Source organism: Clostridium sp. AF27-5AA (assembly GCF_003478415.1).
Lineage (GTDB): Bacteria > Bacillota > Clostridia > Lachnospirales > Lachnospiraceae > Otoolea > Otoolea fessa.
On record NZ_QUFH01000001.1, the window covers coordinates 188,906 to 214,353 of the forward strand.

Genomic DNA, 25,448 nt, shown 5'->3' on the forward strand with positions numbered 1-25,448 from the left:
AGGGAGCGGGACAATAGGGAACACTCCGGAGCCGGATGACTGAGAGCGACACTGGACACCCCGCCAGCCGCCGCGGGTAGGTCATCACGTGACTGCGCGTTAAGCAGCGAAAGAGTAAAAAGAAAAATAATCGTTTCTTTTTAAATGCGGGTGGTACCGCGGGAATATCCCGTCCCGGAATGATGTGAGTGAACGTCATTCCGGGACTTTTTTTGTAATAGGAAATTCCTTGGAATCCCCTATTACAAAAAAGGCACTAACGTGCCAATGATGCGCACTCGCGCGAAGATGTAGTTTGTCGCAAGCGACCGCGCTCGGCGCGAGAATGTGCCAAGGCACATTCTTTTTCATTATTCCCGTCCCGGACATATCAAAAAGCAGAGAAAGAGAGGAAACAGCGATGGAATTTATGACAGGTAAAAAGGAAAAAGAAGTGCTGGATCTGGCAGCCGTGTTTGCAGACGGTATGGATGGACGGGAAGTAAAGGTAAACGGCGCGATCATGAGTGTCCGCAACATGGGCGATATCGCATTTGTGATTCTCCGGAAACGTGACGGCGTGCTGCAGACTGTCTATGAAAAAGGTGTGACCGACGCAGATTTTACTGAATTAAGAGAAGAAACATTCGTAGAAGTTTCCGGTGTCCTCCGAAAAGAAGAGCGGGCGCCGAGAGGCATGGAACTTCGTTTAAAAAGTGTTCGGATCCTCTCGAAACCGGAAGAACCGATGCCGATTGCCGTATCAAAATGGAAAATGAGCGCATCCCTGGAAGCCAAACTGGATATGCGTTCTCTGACACTCCGCAACCTGCGGGAGCGCGCACGTTTCAGAATCCAGGAAGGAATCGCACGGGCATTCCGGGAGTACCTGCATGGAGAAGGATTTACGGAAATTCATTCCCCGAAGATCGGAGCAAAAGGAGCCGAGGGCGGAGCAAACGTCTTTAAACTCGATTATTTTCACCGCCCGGCGGTGTTAGCGCAGAGTCCGCAGTTTTACAAACAGATGATGGTCGGCGTGTTTGACCGTGTGATGGAGGTTGGTCCGGTGTTCCGTGCGGAGAAGCACAACACGAAACGTCATTTAAACGAATATACCGGACTGGATTTTGAGATGGGATATATCGATGATTTTACCGATATCATGGCGATGGAAACCGGATTTCTTCAGCATATGGTGGAAATTTTAAAGAAGGAATATTCCACGGAGCTGGAAATCCTTAAAGTCAAACTTCCGGAAGTAGAGAAGATTCCGGCAGTGACCTTTACCGAGGCGAAACGCCTTGCCTCCGAAAAATATGGAACCCAGATCAAAAACCCATACGATCTGGAGCCGGAGGAAGAACACCTGATTGGACGCTACTTTAAAGAAGAGTACGGCGCCGATTTCGTGTTTGTCACCCATTATCCATCCAAGAAGCGTCCATTCTATGCGATGGATGACCCGACAGACCCGAAAGTAACACTCAGCTTTGACCTTTTATTCCGTGGACTGGAAGTCACAACCGGCGGACAGCGTATCCACAGCTACACCGAGTTGATGGAGAAGATTGAAAAACGCGGTATGGATACCGAGGGAATGGAACAGTATTTAAGCACCTTCAAACACGGTATGCCGCCTCACGGCGGACTCGGTATCGGTCTGGAACGTATGACGATGCAGCTGCTTGAAGAGGAGAATGTCCGTGAGGTATCGCTCTTCCCGAGAGATATGAGCCGTCTGGTACCGTAACGTGACAGGACGCAATTTCCTATGAAACAAAGAGTTTGTCCATAACACATTATAATAGGAAGGAACAGAACTTATGGCAGTGAAAATAGACGATGAAATGATTGATTATGTTGGTATTTTAGCAAAGCTTTCCCTTTCCCCGGAGGAAAAAGAGGCAGCGAAAAGCGACATGAGCCGGATGCTTGAGTATATCGATATGCTGAATCAGCTTGATACTTCGGAGGTAGAACCGATGTCGCATGTCTTTGACATTCACAATGTGTTCCGCGAAGATGTCGTGGAAAATGGAGATGAATCAGATGCGATGCTTTCGAATGCACCGGAGCAGAAAGAAAAACAGTACAAGGTGCCTAGGACAGTGGAGTAAAAAGAAGTAGAGATACAGGCAGCAATATGGAGGAAATCAGGATGGGAATTTCAGAATTAACAGCGCTGGAGCTGGGAAAAGAAATTAAAGAAAAACGAATCTCCGTCCGGGAGGCGGTACAGGCATCTCTGGAACGGATTCATAAATATGAAGATATAGTTCATGCTTATGTAACGCTGACCGAGGAGGCAGCACTGACACAGGCGGATGAGATCCAGAAACAGATTGACGATGGCACCCTGACCGGACCGCTGGCGGGCGTTCCAATGGCGATCAAGGATAATATTTGTACAGAGGGAATTGAGACAACGTGCAGTTCCAAAATTTTAAGGGGATTTGTACCTCCGTACTCAGCGGAGGCAGCGCTGAACCTCAAAAAAGCCGGTACGATCCTGCTTGGCAAGACAAATATGGATGAATTTGCGATGGGAAGTACGACCGAGACATCCTGGTTTGGACCGACGAAAAACCCGTGGAATACAGAGCATGTACCGGGCGGATCTTCCGGTGGCTCGTGTGCGGCTGTCGCAGCGGGAGAGACCTTTTTTGCTCTTGGTTCAGATACGGGCGGTTCCATCCGCCAGCCAAGTTCCTTCTGCGGCGTGACCGGCATCAAACCGACCTATGGAACGGTTTCCCGGTATGGTCTGATCGCCTATGGTTCCTCGCTGGATCAGATTGGACCGATTGCGAAAGATACCGCAGACTGCGCGGCAATTCTGGAGACGATCGCTTCCTATGATAAAAAGGACAGCACCTCTGTCAAGCGGGAGGCGTACAATTTTACCGCTGCCCTGACCGGAGAGGTAAAAGGGATGAAGATCGGAATCCCGTCCGATTATCTGGGCGAAGGCCTCGATGAAGATGTAAAAAAAGCTGTTCTGGCGGCAGCCGATGCGTTAAAAGAACGCGGGGCAGAAGTGGAGTTTTTTGATTTAGGCATGGTTGAGTATGCGATCCCGGCATATTACGTCATTGCATCAGCGGAGGCAAGCTCCAACCTGTCCCGGTTTGACGGTGTGAAGTACGGTTACCGCACACCGGAATATGAAGATTTACATGAAATGTATAAAAAGAGCCGTTCCGAGGGCTTTGGACCAGAGGTAAAACGCCGTATCATGCTCGGTTCGTTCGTTTTGAGTTCCGGCTACTACGATGCATATTATCTGAAAGCACTCCGCACAAAAGCATTGATTAAACAGGCATTTGACAAGGCGTTTGAGAAATACGATGTCATTCTGGGACCGGCAGCGCCGTCCACGGCACCGCTGCTGGGCGACAGCCTTTCCGATCCGATGAAGATGTATCTGGGCGATATTTATACTGTTTCGGTCAACCTGGCAGGTCTTCCGGGCATTTCAGTTCCGTGCGGGCTGGATTCGAGAGGACTTCCGATCGGGCTTCAGATGATCGCAGACTGCTTCCAGGAAAAGAAGCTGTTTGGCGCGGCCTCTGCATACGAAAAGGCGAGAGGCGCGTGGAAGTTTCCAGTTATAACGGATAAGGAGGGCAGATAAGATGAAGAAAGAATATGAAATAGTCATCGGCTTGGAGGTACACGTAGAGCTGGCGACGAAAACCAAGATTTTCTGCGGCTGCTCCACCGAATTTGGAGCAAAACCAAATACTCATACCTGCCCGGTTTGTACCGGTATGCCGGGTTCTCTGCCGGTTTTAAATAAGAAGGTCGTTGAATACGCGATGTCTGTCGGCCTGGCGGCAAACTGCGGTATCAACCAGTTCTGTAAATTTGACCGGAAAAACTATTTTTATCCGGACAATCCGCAAAACTACCAGATTTCCCAGCTGTATCTCCCGATCTGCCACGACGGTTATATCCCGATCGATACGCCTGCCGGTGAAAAGAAAATTCGTATTCATGAAATTCACATGGAGGAAGATGCCGGAAAGCTGATCCACGACGAGTGGGAAGACTGCTCTCTGGTTGATTATAACCGAAGCGGCGTGCCGCTGATCGAGATCGTTTCTGAGCCGGATATGCGGAGTGCTGATGAGGTTATTGCCTACCTCGAACGCCTGCGCCTGCTGGTACAGTATCTGGGCGCATCCGATTGTAAGTTACAGGAAGGTTCGATGCGTGCCGATGTCAACTTATCGGTCCGTGAGGTGGGAAGTGAAACATTTGGTACGAGAACTGAGATGAAGAACTTGAACTCTTTCAAGGCGATTGCCCGTGCGATCGACGGCGAGCGCACCCGCCAGATTGAGCTGCTGGAAGAGGGCAGGAAAGTCATCCAGGAGACGAGACGCTGGGATGACAACAAGGAATACTCCTATGCGATGCGTTCCAAAGAGGATGCGAAAGATTACCGTTATTTCCCGGATCCGGATCTTCCGCCGGTCTGCATCAGCGATGAGTGGCTGGAATCTGTCCGCGCCGCCCTGCCGGAATTGCAGCCGGAAAAAATGGCACGTTACCAGAGCGAATATGGTCTGTCTGAATATGACAGCCGCATCCTGACTGAGTCTAAGAAAATGGCGGATGTGTTTGAAAAGACCACCACCCTCTGCCAGAAACCGAAGAAGGTGGCAAACTGGCTGATCGGCGAGGCAAGCCGCCTGCTCAAGGAAAAAGGAGAGGACGCTGAAAGCCTGTGGTTCTCCCCGATACATCTGGCACAGCTCACCGATCTGGTCGATGCCGGAACGATCAATAACAACACGGCCAAAGAAGTATTTACAGCTATTTTTGAGCAAGATGTCGATCCGTCCGCCTATGTCGATGCACACGGACTTGGCATGGTCAATGACGACAGTGCTCTGGAACAGGCAGTTTCCGATGTGCTCGCCGCAAACCCGAAGACGGTGGAAGAGTACAAGAGCGGAAAGACAAAGGTACTTGGTTTCCTGGTCGGTCAGGTGATGAAAGCGATGAAGGGCAAGGCAAATCCGGGTAAAGTGAATGAAATGATGACGGAGAAGCTGAACGCGTAAAAACGCCTTTTTATAAATGAAGATTATAATTAGCTTTTAAAGAAAACTAAAAAGAAACTGTCTACAGATGTTGGCTTTCTGGATGATTCGTGATTTGTAATCGGAATTACCAGAAATACCATCTGTAACAGTTCCTTTTTTATAATCGTGTTATAAATGATGCGATGTGATTACTCTACAATATCCAGCTCCTTGCTGAAGGAGTTTAGAATCTCGCATCCATCCTCAGTAATCAGCACCAGATCCTCGATTCTCACGCCAACTTCGCCTTCTACATAAATACCTGGTTCGATGGAGAAGATATTGCCAACCTCAGCGACCTTGGTGTTCGCAGAAGAAACATCGCCGTACTCATGTACTTCTAGACCGATGAAATGTCCCAGCCGATGGGTAAAGTTCGGACCATATCCGGCATCCTCGATGATCTGGCGGGCAGCTTTATCGACTTCGCAGAGCGGAACGCCCGGTTTCAGAATTGCTTCTGCGGCAGCATTTGCGCGGCGGACGGTCTCATAAATAGCGCGGTGCTTCTCAGACGGTACTTTTTTATAGAAGAAAGTACGTGTCATATCGGCACAATAGCCATCCTTCCTGCATCCAACATCAAACAGGACGGTGTCGCCCTCTTTCAGAACCGTGTTGTCCGGACCGTGGTGTCCAAGCGCGCAGTTTGCACCGAAGCCAACCAGTGGTTCAAAGGAATATCCGTCTGCACCGAGACTCTTATAAATATCTAACATCTTGGAAGCGATCTCTTCCTCAGTCACGCCCTCATGGATCAGACCTCGGAACTGTGCCATCGCCTTATCATTGATTGCGGAAACCGCACGCATTTTTTCACGTTCTTCGTCATCCTTGCACGCACGGACCTCATCGATGCAGATGGAGCTGACCTTGTAGGAGGAAGCGCCCGAATGATCGATGACCGGAATCAGGAAACGGGCAGCAAATGTTTTATCAATACCGAGCGGTTTGCCTGCCTCAACACAGTCGCACAGAGGAGTCAGGTAATCGTCTGTATCCGAGAAGCGAAATTTCTCTACGCCCAGATCTTCCGGAACGGTAAAGAGGTTATTGATAAAGATCTTATTCTTGCCGGACTGGTTAATGTAAAGTGCCAGCAGACGTTCACCCGGATCAATAAAACGACCCGTCAGATAATAGATCGCATAAGGATCGGAAATAATCATCTGCTCGAGTCCCTCTGTTTCCATTTTCTTCAAAACGTTCTCAAGTCGCTGTGTGTTCATCATGATGTCCTCCTTATAAGTAAAGTGGCTGTAACTGTGAAGATGCCAGACAGTTTACGCCGTAAATTATCTACCCTTATTATAAAACGCGCCGGGAAAAAGTCAACGATTAAAAGAACGCTTGAAAAGCGCATGGAAAGGGGGTAGAATAGTATCAACTGACCAGCCTTCGAAAAATGAAAGGACTTTTATTTTTAAGATACGAAAGGATGAAAAACATGGCGAAATCCTATGAAATGGATATGTGCAATGGTCCGATTCTCGGAAAGGTACTTACATACTCCATTCCGCTGATGCTTTCCGGTGTGCTTCAGCTTCTTTTCAATGCGGCAGATGTGATCGTGGTGGGGCGTTTTGCAGGCAGCCAGTCTCTGGCTGCAGTCGGCTCGACCAGTTCCCTTATTAATCTTCTCATTAACGTCTTTATCGGTCTGTCGATCGGTGCGAACGTCCTGGTGGCACGCTATTATGGCGCGAAGAATGACCGCGACATGAGCGAGACAATCCATACGGCGATCACGGTCAGCCTGATAAGCGGGCTGTTTCTAGTCTTTTTGGGTTTGTTTACCTCACGTTTCTGGTTGGAACTGATGGGGACGCCGGACGATGTCATCGATAAATCGACGATCTACATGCGGATTTATTTTGCCGGTATGCCGGCAACGATGGTGTATAACTTCGGAAGTGCGATCCTGCGCGCGATCGGCGATACGAAACGTCCGCTGTATTTCCTGACCGTGGCAGGTGTTATCAATGCAGCACTGAACATATTCTTTGTTACCCAGCTCCAGATGGACGTAGCGGGTGTCGCGCTGGCAACCGTGATTTCCCAGTGTATTTCCGCATTTCTGGTTATCCGCTGCCTGATGCATTCAGAGGGCGCGATGAAGCTGTCGCTTTCCAGGCTGGGAGTCAACCGGAGAAAACTTCTTCTTATTATAAAGGTAGGTCTTCCGGCTGGTATCCAGGGTGCCATTTTTGCGATCTCCAACGTACTGATTCAGTCGTCCGTCAATTCCTTCGGTTCGATCGCGATGGCAGGCAACACGGCATCGCAGAATATCGAGGGATTTGTGTATACCTCGATGAATGCGCTGTATCAGACCAATTTAAGCTTTACGAGCCAGAATATCGGAGCGGAGAAATATACGCGGATCAAAAAGATTCTTGCCACCTGCCAGGGTGTCGTTGTGACAGTAGGACTGGTGCTTGGATTTGCAGCATACCTCGGCGGTCCGTGGCTGTTGCAGGTATATTCAGAAGATGCCGACGTTATTTCCTATGGACTGCTCCGGATGTCGATCATCTGTACGACGTATTTCCTGTGCGGCGTGATGGATACGATGGTCGGAAGCATCCGCGGACTTGGGTATTCGATCCTGCCGACGTTAGTCTCACTGACCGGCGCCTGCGGACTGCGAGTGATTTGGATCTTTACCATATTCGCAGCGCAGCGGTCGCTGGCGATCCTGTATCTGTCGTACCCGATCTCCTGGGCGGTCACAGCGACGGCACATATGATCTGCTTCTGGCGGGCGGCGAAGAAACTGCCGAAGGAAGACGGTCATCCGGTGCGGGGATAGAATTTGAAACGATGTAATGCGATCATTAATCTGTTTGTTTTTGAAAGAAAACACAGACAGAGCAGCATAAAAAATAATTCGTTTGATAATCTGATTCGTGTAAAGAAAAAATACTTGACACCAATTAGATTATCGTGTATGATAACACAGGTGATGAGGAATGGAAAAAATTGTTGAACAGGGTCTTTTGTATGATTTCTACGGAGAACTCCTGACAAAGCATCAGCAAAGTGTATATGAGGATGTGGTATTTAACGATCTATCCCTCAGTGAGATTGCAGACGAACAGGGCATTACCCGTCAGGGTGTGCATGATCTGATCCGGCGCTGTGACCGTACACTTCTTGGTTATGAGGAAAAGCTTGGACTGATTGCCAAATTCCAGAAAACCAAGGAAAAAGTAACTGAGATTCATCGGTTGACGGAAGAATTCAGCCAGACACAGAATCAGGCGCTGATTGAGGCAATCGGGCGAATCTCAAACGAGATATTGGATTTATAATGCAGGAGGTTTTTGATGGCATTTGAAAGCTTGGCAGACAAACTGCAGAATGTGTTTAAAAACCTGACAGGCAAGGGACGACTCAGCGAGAGCGACGTAAAAGCCGGACTCAAAGAAGTCAAGATGGCCCTTCTGGAAGCGGATGTAAGCTTCAAGGTAGTAAAACAGTTTATCAATTCTGTACAGGAGCGGGCGATTGGAACCGATGTTTTAAATGGTCTGAATCCAGGACAGATGGTAATAAAGATTGTCAACGATGAGCTGGTCAAGCTGATGGGCTCCGAAATGACAGAGATTGCGTTAAAACCGGGCAATGAGATTACCGTCATCATGATGGCAGGTCTCCAGGGTGCTGGTAAGACGACCACAACGGCAAAGATTGCCGGAAAGCTCAAGGCAAAGGGAAGAAATCCATTGCTGGTAGCATGTGATGTCTACCGACCGGCGGCAATCGAACAGCTGCAGAAAAATGGTGAAAAACAGGGTGTTCCCGTATTTGCGATGGGAACGAACCACAAACCGGTCAATATCGCAAAGGCAGCGCTTGAGCACGCGGCGAAAAATGGCAACAATGTGGTTATCATCGATACAGCCGGCCGTCTCCACATCGATGAAGCGATGATGGATGAGCTGGTTGAGATCAAAGAGAATGTGGATGTTTATCAGACACTTCTCGTTGTAGATGCCATGACTGGTCAGGATGCAGTCAATGTAGCGAGCATGTTTAACGACAAAATCGGCATTGACGGTGTGGTTCTGACAAAGATGGATGGCGATACGCGAGGCGGTGCGGCTCTTTCTATCAAGGCGGTAACCGGAAAACCGATTCTCTATGTCGGTATGGGCGAGAAACTTTCCGATTTGGAACAGTTTTACCCGGACCGTATGGCTTCCCGGATCTTGGGCATGGGCGATGTTCTTTCCATTATCGACAAAGCATCTGCTGTGATCGACGAGGAGAAGGCAAAAGAACTCGGCCGAAAGATTAAGAAGGCAGAATTTGATTACAACGACTTCCTCGATCAGATGAACCAGATCAAGAAGATGGGCGGCATGGCTAGCATCATGAGCATGATGCCGGGCATGGGACAGCTTAAGGGTCTGGATTTAGATGAAAATGAGAAGACGATGGGGCGCGTAGAGGCGATCATCCTCTCGATGACAGCCGAAGAGCGGCGCAACCCGGATCTGATGAATCCGTCCCGCAAGAAACGAATCGCACAGGGCGCAGGCGTGGATATCGCAGAAGTCAACCGCCTGGTAAAACAGTTCGGAGATATGAAAAAGCTGATGAAACAGCTTCCGGGCATGGCAGGCGGCGGAAAACGCAAGGGTCTTGGCGGACTCGGCGGTATGCTTGGCAAGATGAAGCTGCCGTTTTAAACAAGTGTTAGTAGATGCAGTGTGCATTAGCTATATTTTATAATTCAAGGAAATAAGGAAAATTTCAGGAGGTAATTTAAAATGGTAAAGATGAGATTAAGAAGAATGGGTCAGAAGAAAGCTCCTTTCTATAGAATCGTTGTTGCAGATTCCAGATCCCCGAGAGATGGCAGATTCATCGAGGAGATCGGTATCTACGATCCGAACACAGAGCCGAGCACTCTGAAATTCGATGAGGAAGCTGCTAAGAAATGGTTAGCAACAGGCGCTCAGCCGACAGAGACTGTTGGTAAACTCTTAAAGATCGCTGGTATCCAGTAAATCAAGCATACTGACCTGTGAGGTGCAAAGGTATGAAAGAATTAGTAGAAGTTATCGCGAAAGCACTGGTTGAGAACCCGGACGAGGTAGTGGTTACAGAATCGGTCAAAGACGACGAGACTGTAATCGAGCTTTCCGTTGCACCGGCCGATATGGGTAAGGTAATTGGAAAACAGGGTCGTATCGCGAAAGCGATTCGCTCGGTTGTCAAGGCGGCTTCATCCAAGGAAGACAAGAAAGTTATTGTAGAGATTCAGTAATACAGACGAAGCTGAAAAGCCGGCTGCCTGAAAGGGTGTCCGGCTTTTTTATTTCATAGGAAATTGCGTCCTATGAAATAAAAAAATGTATTTTATACAGGAGGATTACAGAATGGTTGATTATCTGAGAGTTGGTGTAATTACATCCCCGCATGGCCTGCGCGGAGATGTGAAAGTATTTCCTACCACCGATGATGTGAATCGTTTTAAAAAATTAAAAAAAGCGTATATCGACACTGGAAAAGAAAAAATGCCGGTGACCGTGGAACAGGCGCGTTTTTTCAAAAATATGGTCATTCTTAAATTTAAAGAGATGAACCGGATTGAGGACTGCGAGCCGTTCCGTAATAAGGATATTCTGATTACCCGCGATCAGGCGGTGAAACTGAATCCGGATGAGAATTTCATTGCCGATCTGATAGGTCTGAAAGTGCTGACGGACGAGGGTGAGGAGTTCGGTACGGTGAAGGATATCCTTCAGACAGCGGCTAACGACGTGTACGTGATAGAAGGACCTGAGGGCAAAGAATACCTTTTCCCATCCATCAAGGAATGCATCCTGAATGTTGATCTGGAGGCTGGCACTGTAACGGTTCATATCATGGACGGTCTGCTGGATCTGTAAATGGAATGAAAATCCTAAAATGAAAGTACCGTTGTGAAAGTGCTGTATAAATATAGGAGAAACGGATGAATTTTCATATTCTGACCCTGTTTCCGGAGATGGTAATGGGGGGACTGAACACAAGTATTACGGGGCGTGCGATTGACAAAGGGCTGATCTCGGTTGAGGCGGTCAATATCCGCGATTACTCGAAGGACAAACACCATCATGTAGACGATGCGCCCTATGGCGGCGGCGCCGGTATGGTGATGCAGCCGGAACCGATTTACGATGCATATGAAGACCTGGCGGCGCGCACCGGAAAACGTCCGCGCGTGATCTATCTGACTCCGCAGGGGCAGGTTTTCAACCAGAAAATCGCGGAAGAACTGGCGAAAGAAGAGGATCTGGTGTTCCTCTGCGGGCATTATGAGGGGATCGATGAGCGCGCGTTAGAGCTGGTTGTGACCGACTATCTCTCGATCGGCGATTATGTCCTGACGGGCGGTGAGCTTCCGGCGATGGTTATGATCGACTGCATTTCCCGTCTGGTGCCTGGTGTGTTAAATAATGACGTATCCGCGGAATTTGAGTCATTTCACGACAATCTGCTGGAATATCCACAATACACCCGCCCGGTTGTATTTATGGATAAGGCGGTCCCGGACGTACTTCTGACCGGGCATCACAAAAATATCGAGACCTGGCGCCGTCAGAAATCGATCGAACGGACGCTGGAACGCCGCCCGGATCTTTTAAAAGATGCGGTTCTGGATAAGAAAGAGAAGAAATATCTGGAAGAGCTGATTCGTCAGAAAGAGGAAAAAGAAACCAAAAAACTCTAAAAAAGAGAGCAGAAAGTCCTTGCAAATCAAGGATTTCTATGATAAAATCATATTCTGTGAAATAAAGAGATGTTCCGCTGTTACAGGAAGCACGTTTTTACGGGATAAAAGATCGTATTAAGAACATCAAAGATTTTAAAGGAGGTTCACAAAGATGAACGAGATTATTAAGAACATTGAAGCAGCTCAGTTAAAGGAAACCGTTCCGAGTTTCAACGTAGGCGATACAGTACGTGTATCTGCTAAGATCAAAGAGGGAAACCGCGAGAGAATTCAGGTTTTCGAGGGAACTGTTATTAAGAGACAGAACGGCGGCGTTCGCGAGACTTTCACTGTTAGAAAGAGCTCCAACGGTGTTGGTGTAGAGAAGACCTGGCCGTTACATTCTCCGTCTGTAGAGAACGTTGAAGTAGTAAGAAGAGGTAAAGTAAGAAGAGCAAAACTGAACTACCTGAGATCCAGAATCGGCAAGGCAGCGAAGGTAAAAGAGTTAGTAAAATAATTTCTGAAGCGGATGGGGCTGCTGTACAGGTCAGCCTGCTGTGCATCCGGATATGCGGTTATGTGTGTCCGGCGCGGCGGGAGGAGCTGTGCAGCAGCTTTTTTTCGTGTAATAGGAAATTCCTTGTGATTCCCTATTATAAAAAAGAATGTGTCCTGGCACATTCTCGCGCCGAGCGCGGTCGCTTGCGACATGAGCGATGATTCATGGGGAACGGATAGAGAGGGAGTGACATATGGAGCTGAAAGAGGATAAAAACCGCATCCGTCTGGTGGTTGGATGGATCGTGGATATCGCGGTGGTAATTTCGATCGCGTGGTTCGCCGTGTTTGCGATGGGGACACAGATACGGGTGAGTGGTCAATCAATGGAACCGGTGTTGTCGCAGAACGAAAAGGTTCTGATGAACCGCCTGAGTTACCGCGTGATGCGCCCAAAGCGCTATGACATTATCGTATTTGAAAAAGAAACGGGAAATTACAATATAAAACGCGTCATTGGACTGCCAGGTGAGACGGTGCAGATCAAGGACGGTTATATTTACATTAATAATGAAAAATTAGACGCCCCGAACGACTTGGGTAAGGCGGCTCTGGCTGGACTGGCGGAATATCCGATTAGTCTGGATAAAAACGAATATTTTCTGCTGGGTGACAACCGCTCCGGCAGTGAGGACAGCCGCTTTTCCAATGTGGGAAATGTGAAGTTCCGGCAGATCAAAGGAAAGGTCTGGCTGCGGATCCAGCCGGTTAGCCGGTTTGGGTTGATTTCGTCGAGATAGGTTCTAAGAAAGGAAGAAAATTTCATGCAGATACAATGGTACCCTGGACATATGACAAAGGCAAAAAGAGCCATGAAGGAAGATATCAAGCTGATCGATCTGGTGATTGAGCTGGTGGATGCGCGCGTGCCGCTCGGCAGCCGCAACCCGGATATTGATGAGCTTGCGAAGGGAAAGGGACGGATTGTCCTTTTAAATAAGGCGGATCTGGCGGACGACGGCTGTACAGAGCGCTGGATCGCATGGTTTAAGGAGCAGGGCATCCATGCACTCCGGATCAACGCGCGCAGCGGCATGGGAATGAAGCAGATCCAGCCGCTGGTGCAGGAGGCATGCAAGGAGAAAATTGAGCGTGACCGCCGCCGCGGTATCAAAAACCGCCCGGTGCGGACGATGGTAGTCGGCATTCCGAATGTCGGAAAATCGACCTTTATCAATTCCTTTGCCGGAAAAGCCTGCGCCAAGACTGGAAATAAACCGGGTGTTACCAAGGGAAACCAGTGGATCCGCTTAAATAAGACACTGGAACTTCTCGATACGCCGGGAATCCTCTGGCCGAAATTTGAAGATCCGAATGTGGGACTGTGCCTTGCATTTATCGGCTCGATCAACGATGAGATTCTGGATAAGGAAGAGCTGGCAGCCGAGCTGATCAAAAATATGTCCGGACGTTACGGAAAGCGCCTGGAAGAGCGGTATGGTGTGACGCTGGTTGAGAATACGGCTGGGGACGGCAAAGATACAAAAAAAGCCTGGGAAATCCTGCGTGAAATCGCAAGGGCACGTTCCTGTCTTTTAAAGGGCAGCGAGCTGGATACGAAAAAAGCGGCTGGCTTCCTATTAGATGACTTCCGCAGCGGCAAACTGGGGCGCGTGACGCTGGAAGTGCCGGAGGTATAGGAAAACATGAGAAAACTAACAGGAGAAAAACTGGAAGCAGAACTGGCGCGTCTCGAAGGAATGCGCGCCTATGAACATCAGTACGAAAGTGCAGGGATCGTCTGTGGCATTGATGAGGCGGGCAGAGGTCCATTAGCCGGTCCGGTGGTGGCGGCGGTCGCGGTACTTCCAAAAGACTGTACGATTCTGCGGCTGAACGATTCCAAAAAATTGTCGGAAAAATGCCGGGAAGAATTGTTTCTGGAAATCAAAGAAAAGGCAGCTGCCTACGGAATTGGAATTGTAAGCCCGGAGATGATCGATTCCATCAATATTTTGCAGGCGACCTATGAGGCGATGCGTCAGGCAGTCGCACAGCTTCCGCAGGAGCCGGATATCTTTTTAAATGACGCGGTCATCATTCCGGGGATTTCGGAGGAAAAGCAGATTAAGATTATCAAGGGCGATGCAAAAAGTGTCTCGATCGCGGCAGCCAGTATCCTGGCAAAAGTGACGAGGGATCATATGATGATGGAGTACGATAAAATCTATCCGGAATACGGGTTTGCGAAGCATAAAGGATACGGAACTAAGATGCATAACGAGGCAATTTTAACCTATGGTCCATGCCCGATCCATCGGAGAACCTTTTTGAAGAAGCTGCTGGGCGAGGAAGCCGCGATGCAGGGAATGAAATAACAGAAAGGGAGCTGAATGGGAGAAAGAAACTTTCATCTTCATGGAAATTCATTCAACCGCCGTGCCATCGGAACTGAATATGAAACTCTGGCGTGTGAATATCTCATCCGGCACGGTTATCAGATTCTCTGCCGGAATTTCCGCTGTCGCCAGGGTGAAATTGATATTATCGCAAGAGATAGAGACTACCTGGTTTTTATCGAAGTCAAATACCGCCACGATGAACACGAAGGCGATCCGGCGGAGGCAGTGGATGCCCGCAAGCAGGCGCGGATTCTTCGTACCGCCCGGTATTATATGACGCGTTATCATATTTCCGAGGACACGCCGTGCCGGTTTGATGTGGTGGCGGTGCTTGGCAGTAACGTGAGATTAATTCGGGACGCGTTCTGGTGCGGATAATTACAAATGAAAGAATTCAAAAACTGCACAACGAGATTTGAGCAAGAGACAGAAAAAGGATGTGACAATCATGGCGCTTACCTATATACAAAAAACAGTTCATCCGACACCAATTACCCTTCATGAGTCAAACGGAGTGGCTTATTTTACCTTTCCGCTCTTAGAGCAGACCAGGATGGTGCGCCACGCATTTTCTACCCGGCTTGGCGGAGCGAGCAAGGGATATTTCAGTACGATGAACTTTTCGCTGACGCGCGGCGACAACCGGGACGATGTGCTTGAAAATTACCGGAAAATGGCGCGGATTCTGGGAACGGATGTGTCAAAGATGGTGCTCAGCCATCAGACACACACGACGAATATCCGTCTTGTTACGGAAGCGGACGCTGGAAAAGGAATCTGGCGGGAACGCGATTATGAAAACATCGACGGGCTTATCACAAACGTGCCGGGGCTGACGCTGGTTACATTTTTTGCGGACTGTGTACCATTATATTTTGTAGATCCGGTGCATCGTGCGATCGGACTGTCGCATTCCGGCTGGAAGGGAACCGTTCACCGGATGGGACAGAAAACGATCGAGGCGATGGGAGAGGCGTTCGGCACGAAGCCGGAGGATCTGCGCGTCTGCATCGGACCGAGCATCTGCCGGGACTGTTATGAGGTCAGTGAGGATGTGGCAGACGCATTTAAAGAAGAATTTGGAGCAGAAATCAGTCAGGATGATTCAACATCCTGTTATTCCTGGAATGGGAAATCGATTCTCATGAATAAGGGGAATGGCAAGTACCAGCTTGACCTCTGGGGCGCGAACCGCCTGGTGCTCCTGGATGCCGGAATTTTACCGGAGCATCTGGCTGTGACGAATGTATGTACGAAATGCAATCCGGATCTTTTATATTCACACCGCGTGATGGGAGATAAGAGGGGGAATCTGGCGGCATTTTTATCGCTAAAGTAAGTATACAATCTGTCTGTCAAACAAGTGAATGAATGTTTTGCAGAAAAGAACAGCAGCATGATTGAAAATCGGTCGTTCAAGTCCGGTTTTGTCAATCATGCTGCTGCCGTTTTTTCGCCGTTTCAGCGAAGATTCAGAAGAGCCCTACGATGCCTTATTTACCAGCCATCTTTTTTTCCTGTTCCTCAATCATCTTTTTGACCATATAGCCGCCGACGGAACCAGCCTGTGCGGAGGTCAGGTTACCATTGTAGCCCTCGCTTAACGGAACGCCAATCTCATTGGCAACCTCCATCTTAAAGCGGTTCATCGCTTCCTTGGCTTCCGGTACATTGGTTTTGTTCGTGTTGTTGGAACTAGACATAACAGACGCCTCCTTTTTTGCGTGTGCCCCTTCAAACTTTCGTTTGTCCGGGTGTCTCTTTTTGTTACATTCTCAGTATGCGGATCTTAAAAGTGAAATACACTAGAAGGTTTTGTGCAAATTGACATTTTGGGGCAAAACACCCACAATGTAGGGAAAAAAGTTAGTATTGATCCGATTTTATGCTTGTATATCAGTAAAACTCATACTATAATAGAACAGATGTAGTGTTAAAAAATACGCAAACTGTTTGGTGAATTTTACGGTTGCAGTTCAAAATACATTAATATTTCTAGTAAGATGGAGAAAAATCCATGCGGGTAATAGCAGGAAGTGCCAGAAGGCTTACTTTAAAGACGATCGAGGGAATGGATACGAGACCGACGACGGACCGTATCAAAGAAACTCTTTTTAATATGATTCAGAATGATATCTATGGATGCACATTTCTCGATTTATTCAGCGGAAGCGGGGCGATCGGGATCGAAGCTTTAAGCCGCGGGGCAAAAGAAGCTGTTTTTGTGGAGAAGAATCCGAAAGCGGCGGACTGCATCCGTGACAATCTGAAAGCGGCCCGCCTAGCTGATAAGGCGACGCTGTTAAACTGTGATATTTCGGATGCATTGAAACGGATAGAAAACCGGAAGAGTGCGTTTGATTTCATTTTTATGGATCCTCCGTACAACCATCTCTGGGAGAAAGAAGTGCTTACTTATCTGGCGCATTCGTCCCTGGCAGATGAACATACGATGATCATCACAGAGGCATCGAAAGAGACCGGGTGCAGCTACCTTTCAGAACTGGGATACCATCTCGAAAAAGAGAAGATATATAAGACGAATAAACATCTGTTTATCCGAAAAGCTTGAATACCAAAGGAGAAAAAAAGATGAAAACAGCCATTTATCCGGGCAGCTTTGATCCGGTGACGCTCGGACATTTTGATATTATAAAGCGATCCTCCGAAATTTTTGATCAGGTCATCGTGGGAGTTTTGTGTAATAACGCAAAATCTCCGTTGTTTTCTGTCGAAGAACGTGTTAAGATGTTAGAGGAAGTGACAAAAGACATTCCTAACGTGGAGGTGCAGTCGTTTGACGGACTTCTGGTCGATTTCATGCGCCAGAATCACGCAAAGGTCATCGTGCGTGGTCTGCGTGCGATCACGGATTTCGAATATGAGCTGCAGCTCGCGCAGATGAACCGGGTGATTGCACCCGAAATAGATACCCTGTTTCTGACAACGAACCTTAAATACGCGTATTTAAGTTCCAGTATGGCAAAAGAGGTTGCGATGTACGGCGGAGACATTTCCGAATTTCTCGATCCGGTCATTGCAAAACAAGTACAGGAGAAATATCAGGCGCTTCAGGAAGACAGGGAATGTAAGTAAGGAGAAAAGCTATGAGCAGAATTGAACAGATCATCACAGAAATTGAAGATTATATCGACAGCTGCAAGTTTCAGCCGCTGTCCAACACGAAGATTTTAGTAAATAAAGAAGAGATTGAAGAACTGCTCGTGGAACTGCGTCTTCGCATTCCGGAGGAGATCAAGAAATATCAGAAGATCATCAGCAATCAGGATGCGATTCTGCAGGAGGCACGTTCCCAGGCAGACGCGATGGTAGCCGAGGCGACCGCCCAGACCAATGAGCTGGTTAATGAGCATGAGATCATGCAGCGTGCATATGCAGAAGCAAACAGCATTATTGAGCAGGCAAATGCACAGGCACAGCAGATCGTGGACAACGCTGTCACAGAGGCAAACAATATCCGCCAGGGTTCCGTTCAGTACACGGACGACATGCTCCGCAGCCTGCAGACCATCATCAAGCATTCGATGGAGGGCGCGCAGAGCCGTTTCGAGTCTTACATGAGTTCGATGCAGTCCAGCTACGATGTCGTATCTTCCAACCGTAATGAGCTGGCTGGCAGTGTCGTGACCGAGCCGGAGGAGAACACAGGCGCCGAGGCAGCAGCGGCCGCTACACAGGCGGCATCCGGCGAAGCAGCAGAATAAAGAGAACGAACGAGAGACTGGCGTGAACCAGTTTCCACAGTACATAATGCCGGATGGAAAGTCCGGCATTTTTTTCTCTGTCTTTTCGGCTGTCCCGTATGACTGAATTTGTCTGGGCGATCCCGGATAACCCGCCGAACGCAGCACATGCCGCCATCGCGCCGGATTGAACCGGGATACTGAATATGGCACCAGAACGGGCGATCGCATCGATGCCGGTTGTCATTTCAGCCGTCCCGATCAGAACCAGACGCAGCGTGCCGGAACAGAAGGCGTCGGCAAAGGCAGCGAGGATCGAATACAGCATGATCAAACCGCCGATGCGGACCTGCAGTTCGATGCAGTCCATCAGGATGGTGTCGAAGGAAGCGGGAACGGAGACAGATGTGGATTTTGTGCGGGCAGGCTTGACAGAGCCGGTTTCTTTCGAAAAAAATCGGTTTTGAAGGGTAAAAGAAGTTACTTTATTATAAATGCATAGGAGACTTCCAACCAATAAAAGCGGCGTATATAGTGCCAGAACCAGATAGTTTGACGGAACTGCCGGGTTCAGCCTAGGTGCAGCATATCCGGCGATAAACATGGGGCTTGGCGAAGCGCTGATGGCGGTCAGAAGCCGTTTTTCATGTGCCGAAAGCAGCGATTTCCGGTTAAAATCGGCGGCAGTTTTCATTCCCATCGGGTAACCGCAGAGCAGCCCGGCAAGCAGGGCATAGCCGCTGTAGACAGACATCCCAAGATGTTTCAAAACCGGGTGAAATGGCGCTAGAAGCAGCCGGACGCCGCCGTGTTCAGCTAAAAGCTTTGAGAAGAGCATAAAGGGAAATAACGTCGGAAAGACCGTATTGAACCATAAAAGAAGTCCTTTTTGTGCCCCATCCGCAGAGAGACGCGGATGTGAGAGCAGAAGCGACAGGATAAGTGCTGGGAACAGGGCGGATAATATTTTTTTTATATATGGCATGGGAGCGCCTTTCTATCATTAAAAAGTAATATAAAGATAGATTATATATATGTAGACAGAAAATGGCTCATTCCTTTTGGAAGCCTGAAAACCGGCATACCGAACAACGAAAGAACGAATGAGCGCGAAAAAAAGTCTTTAGAATCACGCTTATAAATGGATATACAGAGCAATAGACAAAAACAGGAGGAAAACGATTGGATTACCGAGAACTGCCGGAAGAATTTCTTGAAAAAATGAAACAATTTCTGGGTGAGGAATACCCGGAGTATCTGGCTTCGTATGAGGAAGAGCCGCGTTCAGGGCTGCGCGTCAACACGGGCAGGCTGACACCGGAACAGTTTTTAGAGATGGCACAGACGGCGGACTGGAATTTGAAACCAGTGCCGTGGACGAAGAACGGTTTTTATTATCAGGGCGAACGCCCATCCAGGCATCCGTGGTACTACGCGGGACTCTACTATTTGCAGGAACCGAGTGCGATGTCACCGGCGGCATGGCTGCCGATCAAGCCGGGCGACCGGGTTCTGGATTTGTGCGCGGCACCGGGCGGTAAAAGTACGGAACTGGCGGCGAAATTAGCCGGTACAGGTGTCCTGTTTTCCAATGATATCAGCAATTCGCGCGCAAAAGCGCTTCTTAAAAATCTGGAAATGTTCGGAGCGGGAAATATCTGTGTAACGAGCGAGGCACCGGAAAAAATGGCTGGCATCCTGCCGGAGTTTTTTGATAAGATTCTGGTCGATGCGCCGTGCTCCGGCGAAGGTATGTTCCGCCGCGATCCGTCGATGGTAAAGAGCTGGAACGAAAAAGGTCCCGATTATTATGCGCCGCTGCAGCGCCAGATTCTCGACTGTGCCGTGCAGATGCTTGCGCCGGGCGGGAAACTGGTTTATTCGACCTGTACCTTTGACAGGGACGAGGACGAGGGAACGATCGAGTATATTCTGGAGAAATATCCGCAGATGGCGGTCGTGCCGCAGAAACCGGAATATGGCTTTGAGGGAAGCCGTGGCATTGAGGGCTGTCTGAGATTGTTTCCGCACCGTCTGGAGGGCGAAGGACATTTTGTTGCGCTGTTGGAGAAGCGGACGGAGAAACCAGACGCAAATGTCAAGAATTTGGAAAATGCCGGTGAGAAAGCATTGAGCGCTCCACTTTTGGTAGAGGAAATAGAAGCGCGGTTGTGCCGTGTGGCGGAAGATGGTAAGTCCAGACAGACGGCTTCCGGAAAAGCGAAAGGGAAAACATTTGGAAAGGGAAAAAACGTGGCGCAAAACCAGACCGCCGAGGATTTTTCCCCCCTGTTTGAGCTTCTGCGCCAGCTTCCGGTAAGAACCTGGAATTCGGAGCAATTCTACCGTGACAGCGAGCGCATCTATTACCTCCCGGCAGCGCTGGCAGGCGACAATACACGCTATTTTAAGCCACTCCGCTGTCTGCGTACCGGACTTCTGCTCGGAGAACTGAAAAAAGGGCGGTTTGAACCATCCCAGGCGCTGGCAATGAACCTGCGGATGCAGGAATTTGTAAATTACTTAAATTTTAATGCCTCGGATGAGCGCACGATCCGCTATTTAAAGGGCGAGACATTGACAGCCGCAGAGGAAGAGGCAGCAGATGGTCTTGTACTAATCTGTGTGGATGGATTTCCGCTTGGCTGGGCGCAGAAACGGGGCGGTCAGCTTAAAAATAAATACAATCCCGGATGGAGGTGGCAGTGATGGGACAAGGTAAAAGTATACGTTTAGACCGTTTCCTGGCAGAGATGAAGCAGGGAACACGCAGTCAGGTAAAAGAGATGATCCGCAAAGGGCGGGTTCTGGTCGATGGAACCGTCTGTCGCGAGTCTGACCGGAAAATATTCCCGGACAAAACCCGGGTTACACTGGATGGACAGCCGGTTGGCTGGGCAGACACGGAATATTATATGTTAAATAAACCGCAGGGCGTCGTTTCCGCAACGGAAGACGGGCGCTATCAGACTGTCATTGACCTTATTGATGAAGCAAAGCGAAAAGACCTCTTCCCGGTCGGACGCCTCGATATTGATACGGAAGGACTGCTTCTCATCACAAACGACGGTGCGCTGGCGCATGAGCTTCTGGCACCGAAAAAACACGTGGATAAGGTCTATTTTGCACGCGTAAAGGGAACACTGAAAGAAGGAATCGAAGCGCGCTTTCAGGCAGGACTGACGCTGAAGGATGGCACACCGGTACGGCCGGCAGAGCTTATGATCGAGAAAAAATGGAACGACGCAGGAGAAGACCTCTGCGAGGCGCGCCTGACCATCCATGAAGGAAAATTTCATCAGGTAAAGCGGATGTTTGAGGCAGAGGGCGGCGAAGTCATTTACCTGAAACGCCTTTCGATGGGACCGCTTGCCCTGGATGAGGCACTGGCGACGGGAGAGTACCGGGCGCTGACGGAAGATGAAATTAGAGCGTTAAAAGAAAGAACGCTAACCTCACAAAATTGTGTATCGAATGACGAAAATTTGTCAGACACCCAAAATAACACACCTCCTGAAATCAACTGGAACACAGTAGACGCCGTCCTCTTCGATCTTGACGGCACCCTGGTCGATTCCATGTGGATGTGGAAAGCGATCGATGTGGAATTTTTAAAGCGTTACGGCTATGACTGTCCGGAAGATCTTGAGAAGGTGATCGAGGGCATGAGCTTTTCCGAGACAGCAATCTATTTTAAAGATCGCTTCCAGCTGCCGATGACCCTGGATGAGATCAAGGCGATCTGGATTGAAATGTCGATCGATAAATACCGCCATGAGGTACCGCTTAAATCAGGTGTTGCGGAATTTCTTTCATTTTTAAAGAAAAAAGGAATCCGCATGGGAATTGCAACGAGCAATGCACAGGATATGGTAGCAGCCGTGCTGGATTCTCTGGATATCCGTTCCTATTTCGGTGTGGTGGCAACTGCCTGTGAGGTGGCAGCAGGAAAACCGGCGCCGGATATTTATCTGAAAGTAGCGGCGGATCTGGGCGTACAGCCGGAAAAATGTCTGGTATTTGAGGATGTCCCGGCGGGGATTCTGGCTGGAAAACGGGCTGGTATGCGCGTCGGCGCGGTCGAGGACGTATTTTCACTTTCCATGATCGAAGAAAAGAAAGAATTAGCTGATTTTTATATCCGGGACTACCGGGAACTGATACAGGGGGCAAGATAAAATGATACATGATTTTTTACCGATCTGCAGGGCGGATATGGACAAGCGCGGCTGGGAGAGCTGCGATTTTGTCTACGTGTGCGGGGATGCGTATGTCGATCACCCGTCGTTCGGCCACGCGATCATCAGTCGTATGCTTGAAGCGCACGGCTATAAAGTAGGCATCATCGCCCAGCCGGACTGGAAGAATCAGGAATCCATTCAGATTCTGGGCGAACCGCGTCTCGGATGGCTTGTGAGCGCCGGAAATATGGACTCGATGGTAAACCATTATTCGGTTTCGAAAAAGCGCCGCGCAAAGGATTCCTACACACCGGGCGGCGAGATGGGAAAACGTCCGGATTATGCGACGATCGTCTATTCCAACCTGATCCGCACCTGGTCGAAAAAGCCGATCATCCTCGGCGGTATCGAAGCCAGCCTGCGGCGTCTGGCACATTATGATTACTGGTCCGGAAAAATGAAACGGTCCATTCTGCTGGATTCCCAGGCAGATCTGATTTCCTACGGAATGGGCGAGCGCTCGATCGTGGAGATCGCAGATGCACTGGCCAGCGGCATCGAGGCAAAGGATATCACCTTCATCGAGGGAACTGTTTATAAGGCGGAAAACCTGGATTCTGTTTATGACGAAATCCGTCTGCCGTCTTACCGCGAGGTTTCCTCCGATAAAAAGACGTATGCGGAGAGCTTTTACACCCAGTACAGCAACACCGATCCATTTTCGGGAAAACGCCTCGTTGAGCCGTACAGCGACCGCCTCTATGTGGTCCAGAATCCGGCGGCGAAACCACTGACCCAGGAAGAGATGGACGATGTCTACGCACTTCCATACATGAGAACCTGGCATCCGTGTTACGATGCAGCGGGTGGTATTCCAGCGATCACGGAAGTAAAATTCAGCCTGATCAGCAACCGCGGATGCTTCGGCGGATGCAGCTTCTGTGCGCTGACCTTCCATCAGGGACGCATCGTGCAGACCCGCAGCCATGAATCAATTATTCAGGAAGCAGAACTTTTGACCCAGGACCCAGATTTCAAGGGGTACATCCACGATGTCGGCGGTCCGACCGCAAACTTCCGGCACCCGGCATGCGAAAAACAGATGACCTACGGTGCCTGTCCGCACAAACAGTGCCTGTTCCCGCAGCCGTGCAAAAACATGAATGCCGATCACAGCGACTATATTTCCCTGTTAAAGAAGCTGCGGGCGATTCCGAAGGTAAAAAAAGTTTTCATCCGTTCGGGTATCCGTTTCGATTATCTGCTGGCGGAGAAAAACCGGGCATTCTTGCGGGAGCTTTGTCAGTACCATGTCAGCGGACAGCTCAAGGTAGCGCCAGAACATATATCGGATAATGTATTAAAACGGATGGGAAAACCGGAGAATAAGGTTTACCGCCAGTTCATGAAGGAATATGCAGCGATGAATGACTCGCTGGGAATGAAGCAGTACCTCGTTCCGTACCTGATGTCCTCCCATCCGGGTTCCACGCTCAAGGAGGCGATCGAGCTGGCAGAATATCTGCGCGACCTCGGCTACATGCCGGAGCAGGTGCAGGATTTCTATCCGACGCCATCCACACTGTCTACGTGTATGTATTACACGGGATATGATCCGCGCACGATGGAAAAAGTGTACGTGCCGACCAACCCGCATGAGAAAGCGATGCAACGTGCGTTGATCCAGTACCGCAATCCGAAAAACTATGATCTGGTGCTGGAAGCACTCCGTCTGGCAGGCAGAACGGATCTGATCGGTTTTGATAAGAAATGCCTGATCCGTCCGCGGCAGATCAAAGGACGCGATTTCGCGGCTGGCGGATATAAAGGGGCGCATCATGGCAGCCAGACGGCAAAACCGGCTGCTGCCAATCGTGCAAAAGACACCAAACGACCGGCTGTGGGCAGTATGGCCGGGCACAAACAGACCGGCATAAATGGAAATGGACGAAATGCGGGGGGATTTGGCAGCGCTGGTGTTGGAAAGAGCGGTGGCAGCGGAAAGAAAAAAGCCATCCGGAACGTGCACAAGAAGAAATAAAACGTATGTACGCTCGGAATGCAGGAACGACTCCGAGCGTACATACTTGAGACGGGAGGAATTTCTCATGAAAATTGCGATAATTACAGGTGCCTCTTCCGGCATGGGGCGCGAGGCAGCCAGACAGCTGGCGGATCGCTTTTCGGGACTTCAGGAAGTCTGGCTGATTGCCCGCCGGATGGACCGGATGCAGGAGCTGGAACGGACGCTACCGATCCCGGCGCGGTGTTTCGCCATCGATCTGACGGATGCATCCCAGCGGGAGACGCTGGAAAACGAGCTGGCGGCGCGCAAGCCCAACGTAAAGCTTTTGGTAAACGCTTCCGGCTTTGGTAAAATCGGAACGGTCGGGAACCTGCCGCTTGACGATGAAACGGGAATGGTAGAGCTCAACTGCAAGGCGCTGTGCGCGGTCACGCATATGGTGCTTCCCTATATGAGCGAAAACAGCCGGATTCTCCAGTTCGCGTCAGCAGCCTCCTTTCTGCCGCAGCCGGGATTTGCCATCTATGCGGCAACCAAGGCATTTGTCTTAAGCTACAGCCGCGCCCTGCGGGAAGAACTCCGCCCGCGTAGAATCGGTGTGACGGCGGTCTGCCCCGGACCGGTCAAAACCGAGTTTTTCGACATTGCCGAGACAACCGGGGAGATTCCTCTTTATAAGCGTCTGGTGATGGCAGATCCGCACAAAGTTGTAAAACTTGCCATCCGCGACTGTATGGCGGGAAAAAGCGTGTCGGTTTACGGCGTATGGATGAAGGCATTCTTTGTGCTCTGCAAGGTAGTGCCGCATGAATGGATTCTGCGCGCGATGCAGGCGTTAAACCATTAAATC

27 protein-coding genes are annotated in these 25,448 nt (G+C 49.5%); 24 read left to right on the plus strand and 3 right to left on the minus strand.

What is annotated here, in order from left to right; translation table 11 throughout:
* The first annotated feature begins 400 nt into the window (after positions 1-400).
* The 4 genes from aspS (at position 401) to gatB (ending at position 5,054) form a co-directional block, all read left to right on the plus strand.
* Positions 401-1,732, plus strand: a complete 1,332-nt coding sequence (aspS, locus tag DWY89_RS00870) for an aspartate--tRNA(Asn) ligase (protein WP_118523361.1) — start codon at positions 401-403, stop codon at positions 1,730-1,732.
* Between the two features lie 73 nt (positions 1,733-1,805).
* On the plus strand, positions 1,806-2,099 hold the full coding sequence (gatC, locus tag DWY89_RS00875) for an Asp-tRNA(Asn)/Glu-tRNA(Gln) amidotransferase subunit GatC (RefSeq protein ID WP_106999925.1): 294 nt from the start codon (positions 1,806-1,808) through the stop codon (positions 2,097-2,099).
* Positions 2,100-2,140: 41 nt separating this feature from the next.
* The gene (gatA, locus tag DWY89_RS00880) at positions 2,141-3,616 is read left to right on the plus strand and encodes an Asp-tRNA(Asn)/Glu-tRNA(Gln) amidotransferase subunit GatA (RefSeq protein ID WP_118524294.1); all 1,476 of its coding nucleotides are present in this window, start codon (positions 2,141-2,143) and stop codon (positions 3,614-3,616) included.
* A gap of 1 nt (position 3,617) precedes the next feature.
* Positions 3,618-5,054 carry an Asp-tRNA(Asn)/Glu-tRNA(Gln) amidotransferase subunit GatB gene (gene gatB / locus DWY89_RS00885; RefSeq protein ID WP_118523360.1) on the plus strand — a complete coding sequence of 479 codons (1,437 nt, stop codon included), beginning with the start codon at positions 3,618-3,620 and terminating at the stop codon, positions 5,052-5,054.
* 170 nt (positions 5,055-5,224) lie between these two features.
* On the opposite strand, the gene DWY89_RS00890 is transcribed toward gatB, so the two are convergent.
* Entirely contained in the window at positions 5,225-6,304 is a 1,080-nt protein-coding gene (locus DWY89_RS00890; protein WP_118293514.1) for a Xaa-Pro peptidase family protein, read from the minus strand.
* A 218-nt stretch (positions 6,305-6,522) separates the two neighbouring features.
* Between DWY89_RS00890 and DWY89_RS00895 the strand changes: the two genes are divergently transcribed.
* The 13 genes from DWY89_RS00895 (at position 6,523) to pgeF (ending at position 16,026) form a co-directional block, all read left to right on the plus strand.
* The gene (locus DWY89_RS00895) at positions 6,523-7,887 is read left to right on the plus strand and encodes an MATE family efflux transporter (protein WP_118523403.1); all 1,365 of its coding nucleotides are present in this window, start codon (positions 6,523-6,525) and stop codon (positions 7,885-7,887) included.
* Positions 7,888-8,047: 160 nt separating this feature from the next.
* Entirely contained in the window at positions 8,048-8,389 is a 342-nt protein-coding gene (gene ylxM, locus DWY89_RS00900) for a YlxM family DNA-binding protein (protein ID WP_118482387.1), read from the plus strand.
* A 15-nt stretch (positions 8,390-8,404) separates the two neighbouring features.
* Entirely contained in the window at positions 8,405-9,772 is a 1,368-nt protein-coding gene (gene ffh, locus DWY89_RS00905; RefSeq protein ID WP_118293513.1) for a signal recognition particle protein, read from the plus strand.
* A gap of 81 nt (positions 9,773-9,853) precedes the next feature.
* A complete protein-coding gene (gene rpsP, locus DWY89_RS00910) occupies positions 9,854-10,093 on the plus strand; it encodes a 30S ribosomal protein S16 (protein ID WP_106999919.1) in 240 nt (79 codons plus the stop codon).
* A 32-nt stretch (positions 10,094-10,125) separates the two neighbouring features.
* Entirely contained in the window at positions 10,126-10,353 is a 228-nt protein-coding gene (locus DWY89_RS00915; protein ID WP_022360235.1) for a KH domain-containing protein, read from the plus strand.
* A 112-nt stretch (positions 10,354-10,465) separates the two neighbouring features.
* Entirely contained in the window at positions 10,466-10,978 is a 513-nt protein-coding gene (gene rimM, locus DWY89_RS00920; protein ID WP_118524295.1) for a ribosome maturation factor RimM, read from the plus strand.
* A 65-nt stretch (positions 10,979-11,043) separates the two neighbouring features.
* Positions 11,044-11,802: a tRNA (guanosine(37)-N1)-methyltransferase TrmD gene (gene trmD / locus DWY89_RS00925; RefSeq protein WP_022360233.1), complete on the plus strand. Its 759-nt coding sequence runs from the start codon at positions 11,044-11,046 to the stop codon at positions 11,800-11,802.
* A gap of 154 nt (positions 11,803-11,956) precedes the next feature.
* Positions 11,957-12,304, plus strand: a complete 348-nt coding sequence (gene rplS, locus DWY89_RS00930; protein WP_022360232.1) for a 50S ribosomal protein L19 — start codon at positions 11,957-11,959, stop codon at positions 12,302-12,304.
* A gap of 235 nt (positions 12,305-12,539) precedes the next feature.
* Positions 12,540-13,085, plus strand: a complete 546-nt coding sequence (lepB, locus tag DWY89_RS00935; protein ID WP_106999916.1) for a signal peptidase I — start codon at positions 12,540-12,542, stop codon at positions 13,083-13,085.
* A 24-nt stretch (positions 13,086-13,109) separates the two neighbouring features.
* Positions 13,110-13,985, plus strand: coding sequence for a ribosome biogenesis GTPase YlqF (ylqF, locus tag DWY89_RS00940; protein ID WP_118523359.1), 876 nt, complete (start codon positions 13,110-13,112; stop codon positions 13,983-13,985).
* Positions 13,986-13,991: 6 nt separating this feature from the next.
* Entirely contained in the window at positions 13,992-14,663 is a 672-nt protein-coding gene (locus tag DWY89_RS00945) for a ribonuclease HII (protein WP_118524296.1), read from the plus strand.
* 15 nt (positions 14,664-14,678) lie between these two features.
* Positions 14,679-15,065 carry a YraN family protein gene (locus DWY89_RS00950; RefSeq protein WP_118523357.1) on the plus strand — a complete coding sequence of 129 codons (387 nt, stop codon included), beginning with the start codon at positions 14,679-14,681 and terminating at the stop codon, positions 15,063-15,065.
* 70 nt (positions 15,066-15,135) lie between these two features.
* On the plus strand, positions 15,136-16,026 hold the full coding sequence (gene pgeF / locus DWY89_RS00955; RefSeq protein ID WP_118293508.1) for a peptidoglycan editing factor PgeF: 891 nt from the start codon (positions 15,136-15,138) through the stop codon (positions 16,024-16,026).
* A 154-nt stretch (positions 16,027-16,180) separates the two neighbouring features.
* Here the strand turns inward: pgeF and DWY89_RS00960 are convergent, their stop codons facing one another.
* Positions 16,181-16,390, minus strand: a complete 210-nt coding sequence (locus tag DWY89_RS00960; RefSeq protein WP_022358773.1) for an alpha/beta-type small acid-soluble spore protein — start codon at positions 16,388-16,390, stop codon at positions 16,181-16,183.
* Positions 16,391-16,704: 314 nt separating this feature from the next.
* Here DWY89_RS00960 and rsmD point away from each other — a divergent pair, with 314 nt between their 5' ends.
* From rsmD to DWY89_RS00975, 3 genes are read left to right on the plus strand one after another with little or no spacing between them, the layout of a single operon-like run.
* A complete protein-coding gene (gene rsmD, locus DWY89_RS00965) occupies positions 16,705-17,259 on the plus strand; it encodes a 16S rRNA (guanine(966)-N(2))-methyltransferase RsmD (RefSeq protein WP_022358774.1) in 555 nt (184 codons plus the stop codon).
* Between the two features lie 20 nt (positions 17,260-17,279).
* The gene (gene coaD, locus DWY89_RS00970; protein WP_022358775.1) at positions 17,280-17,783 is read left to right on the plus strand and encodes a pantetheine-phosphate adenylyltransferase; all 504 of its coding nucleotides are present in this window, start codon (positions 17,280-17,282) and stop codon (positions 17,781-17,783) included.
* Between the two features lie 11 nt (positions 17,784-17,794).
* Positions 17,795-18,412, plus strand: a complete 618-nt coding sequence (locus tag DWY89_RS00975) for a hypothetical protein (RefSeq protein ID WP_022358776.1) — start codon at positions 17,795-17,797, stop codon at positions 18,410-18,412.
* Here DWY89_RS00975 and DWY89_RS00980 read toward each other — a convergent pair.
* Positions 18,378-19,376 carry a nucleoside recognition protein gene (locus DWY89_RS00980; RefSeq protein ID WP_243022654.1) on the minus strand — a complete coding sequence of 333 codons (999 nt, stop codon included), beginning with the start codon at positions 19,374-19,376 and terminating at the stop codon, positions 18,378-18,380. The two genes, DWY89_RS00975 and DWY89_RS00980, sit on opposite strands and share 35 nt — an antisense overlap.
* 197 nt (positions 19,377-19,573) lie before the next feature.
* On the opposite strand from DWY89_RS00980, the gene DWY89_RS00985 reads away from it, so the two are divergent.
* From DWY89_RS00985 to DWY89_RS01000, 4 genes are all read left to right on the plus strand, one after another.
* Entirely contained in the window at positions 19,574-21,100 is a 1,527-nt protein-coding gene (locus DWY89_RS00985; protein WP_118467713.1) for an RsmB/NOP family class I SAM-dependent RNA methyltransferase, read from the plus strand.
* Entirely contained in the window at positions 21,100-22,569 is a 1,470-nt protein-coding gene (locus DWY89_RS14780) for a pseudouridine synthase (RefSeq protein WP_118467711.1), read from the plus strand. The genes DWY89_RS00985 and DWY89_RS14780 overlap by 1 nt, the downstream gene beginning before the upstream one ends.
* Position 22,570: 1 nt before the next feature.
* Entirely contained in the window at positions 22,571-24,613 is a 2,043-nt protein-coding gene (locus DWY89_RS00995; protein ID WP_227589510.1) for a YgiQ family radical SAM protein, read from the plus strand.
* A 67-nt stretch (positions 24,614-24,680) separates the two neighbouring features.
* A complete protein-coding gene (locus DWY89_RS01000; RefSeq protein WP_106999908.1) occupies positions 24,681-25,445 on the plus strand; it encodes an SDR family NAD(P)-dependent oxidoreductase in 765 nt (254 codons plus the stop codon).
* Positions 25,446-25,448: the final 3 nt, after the last annotated feature.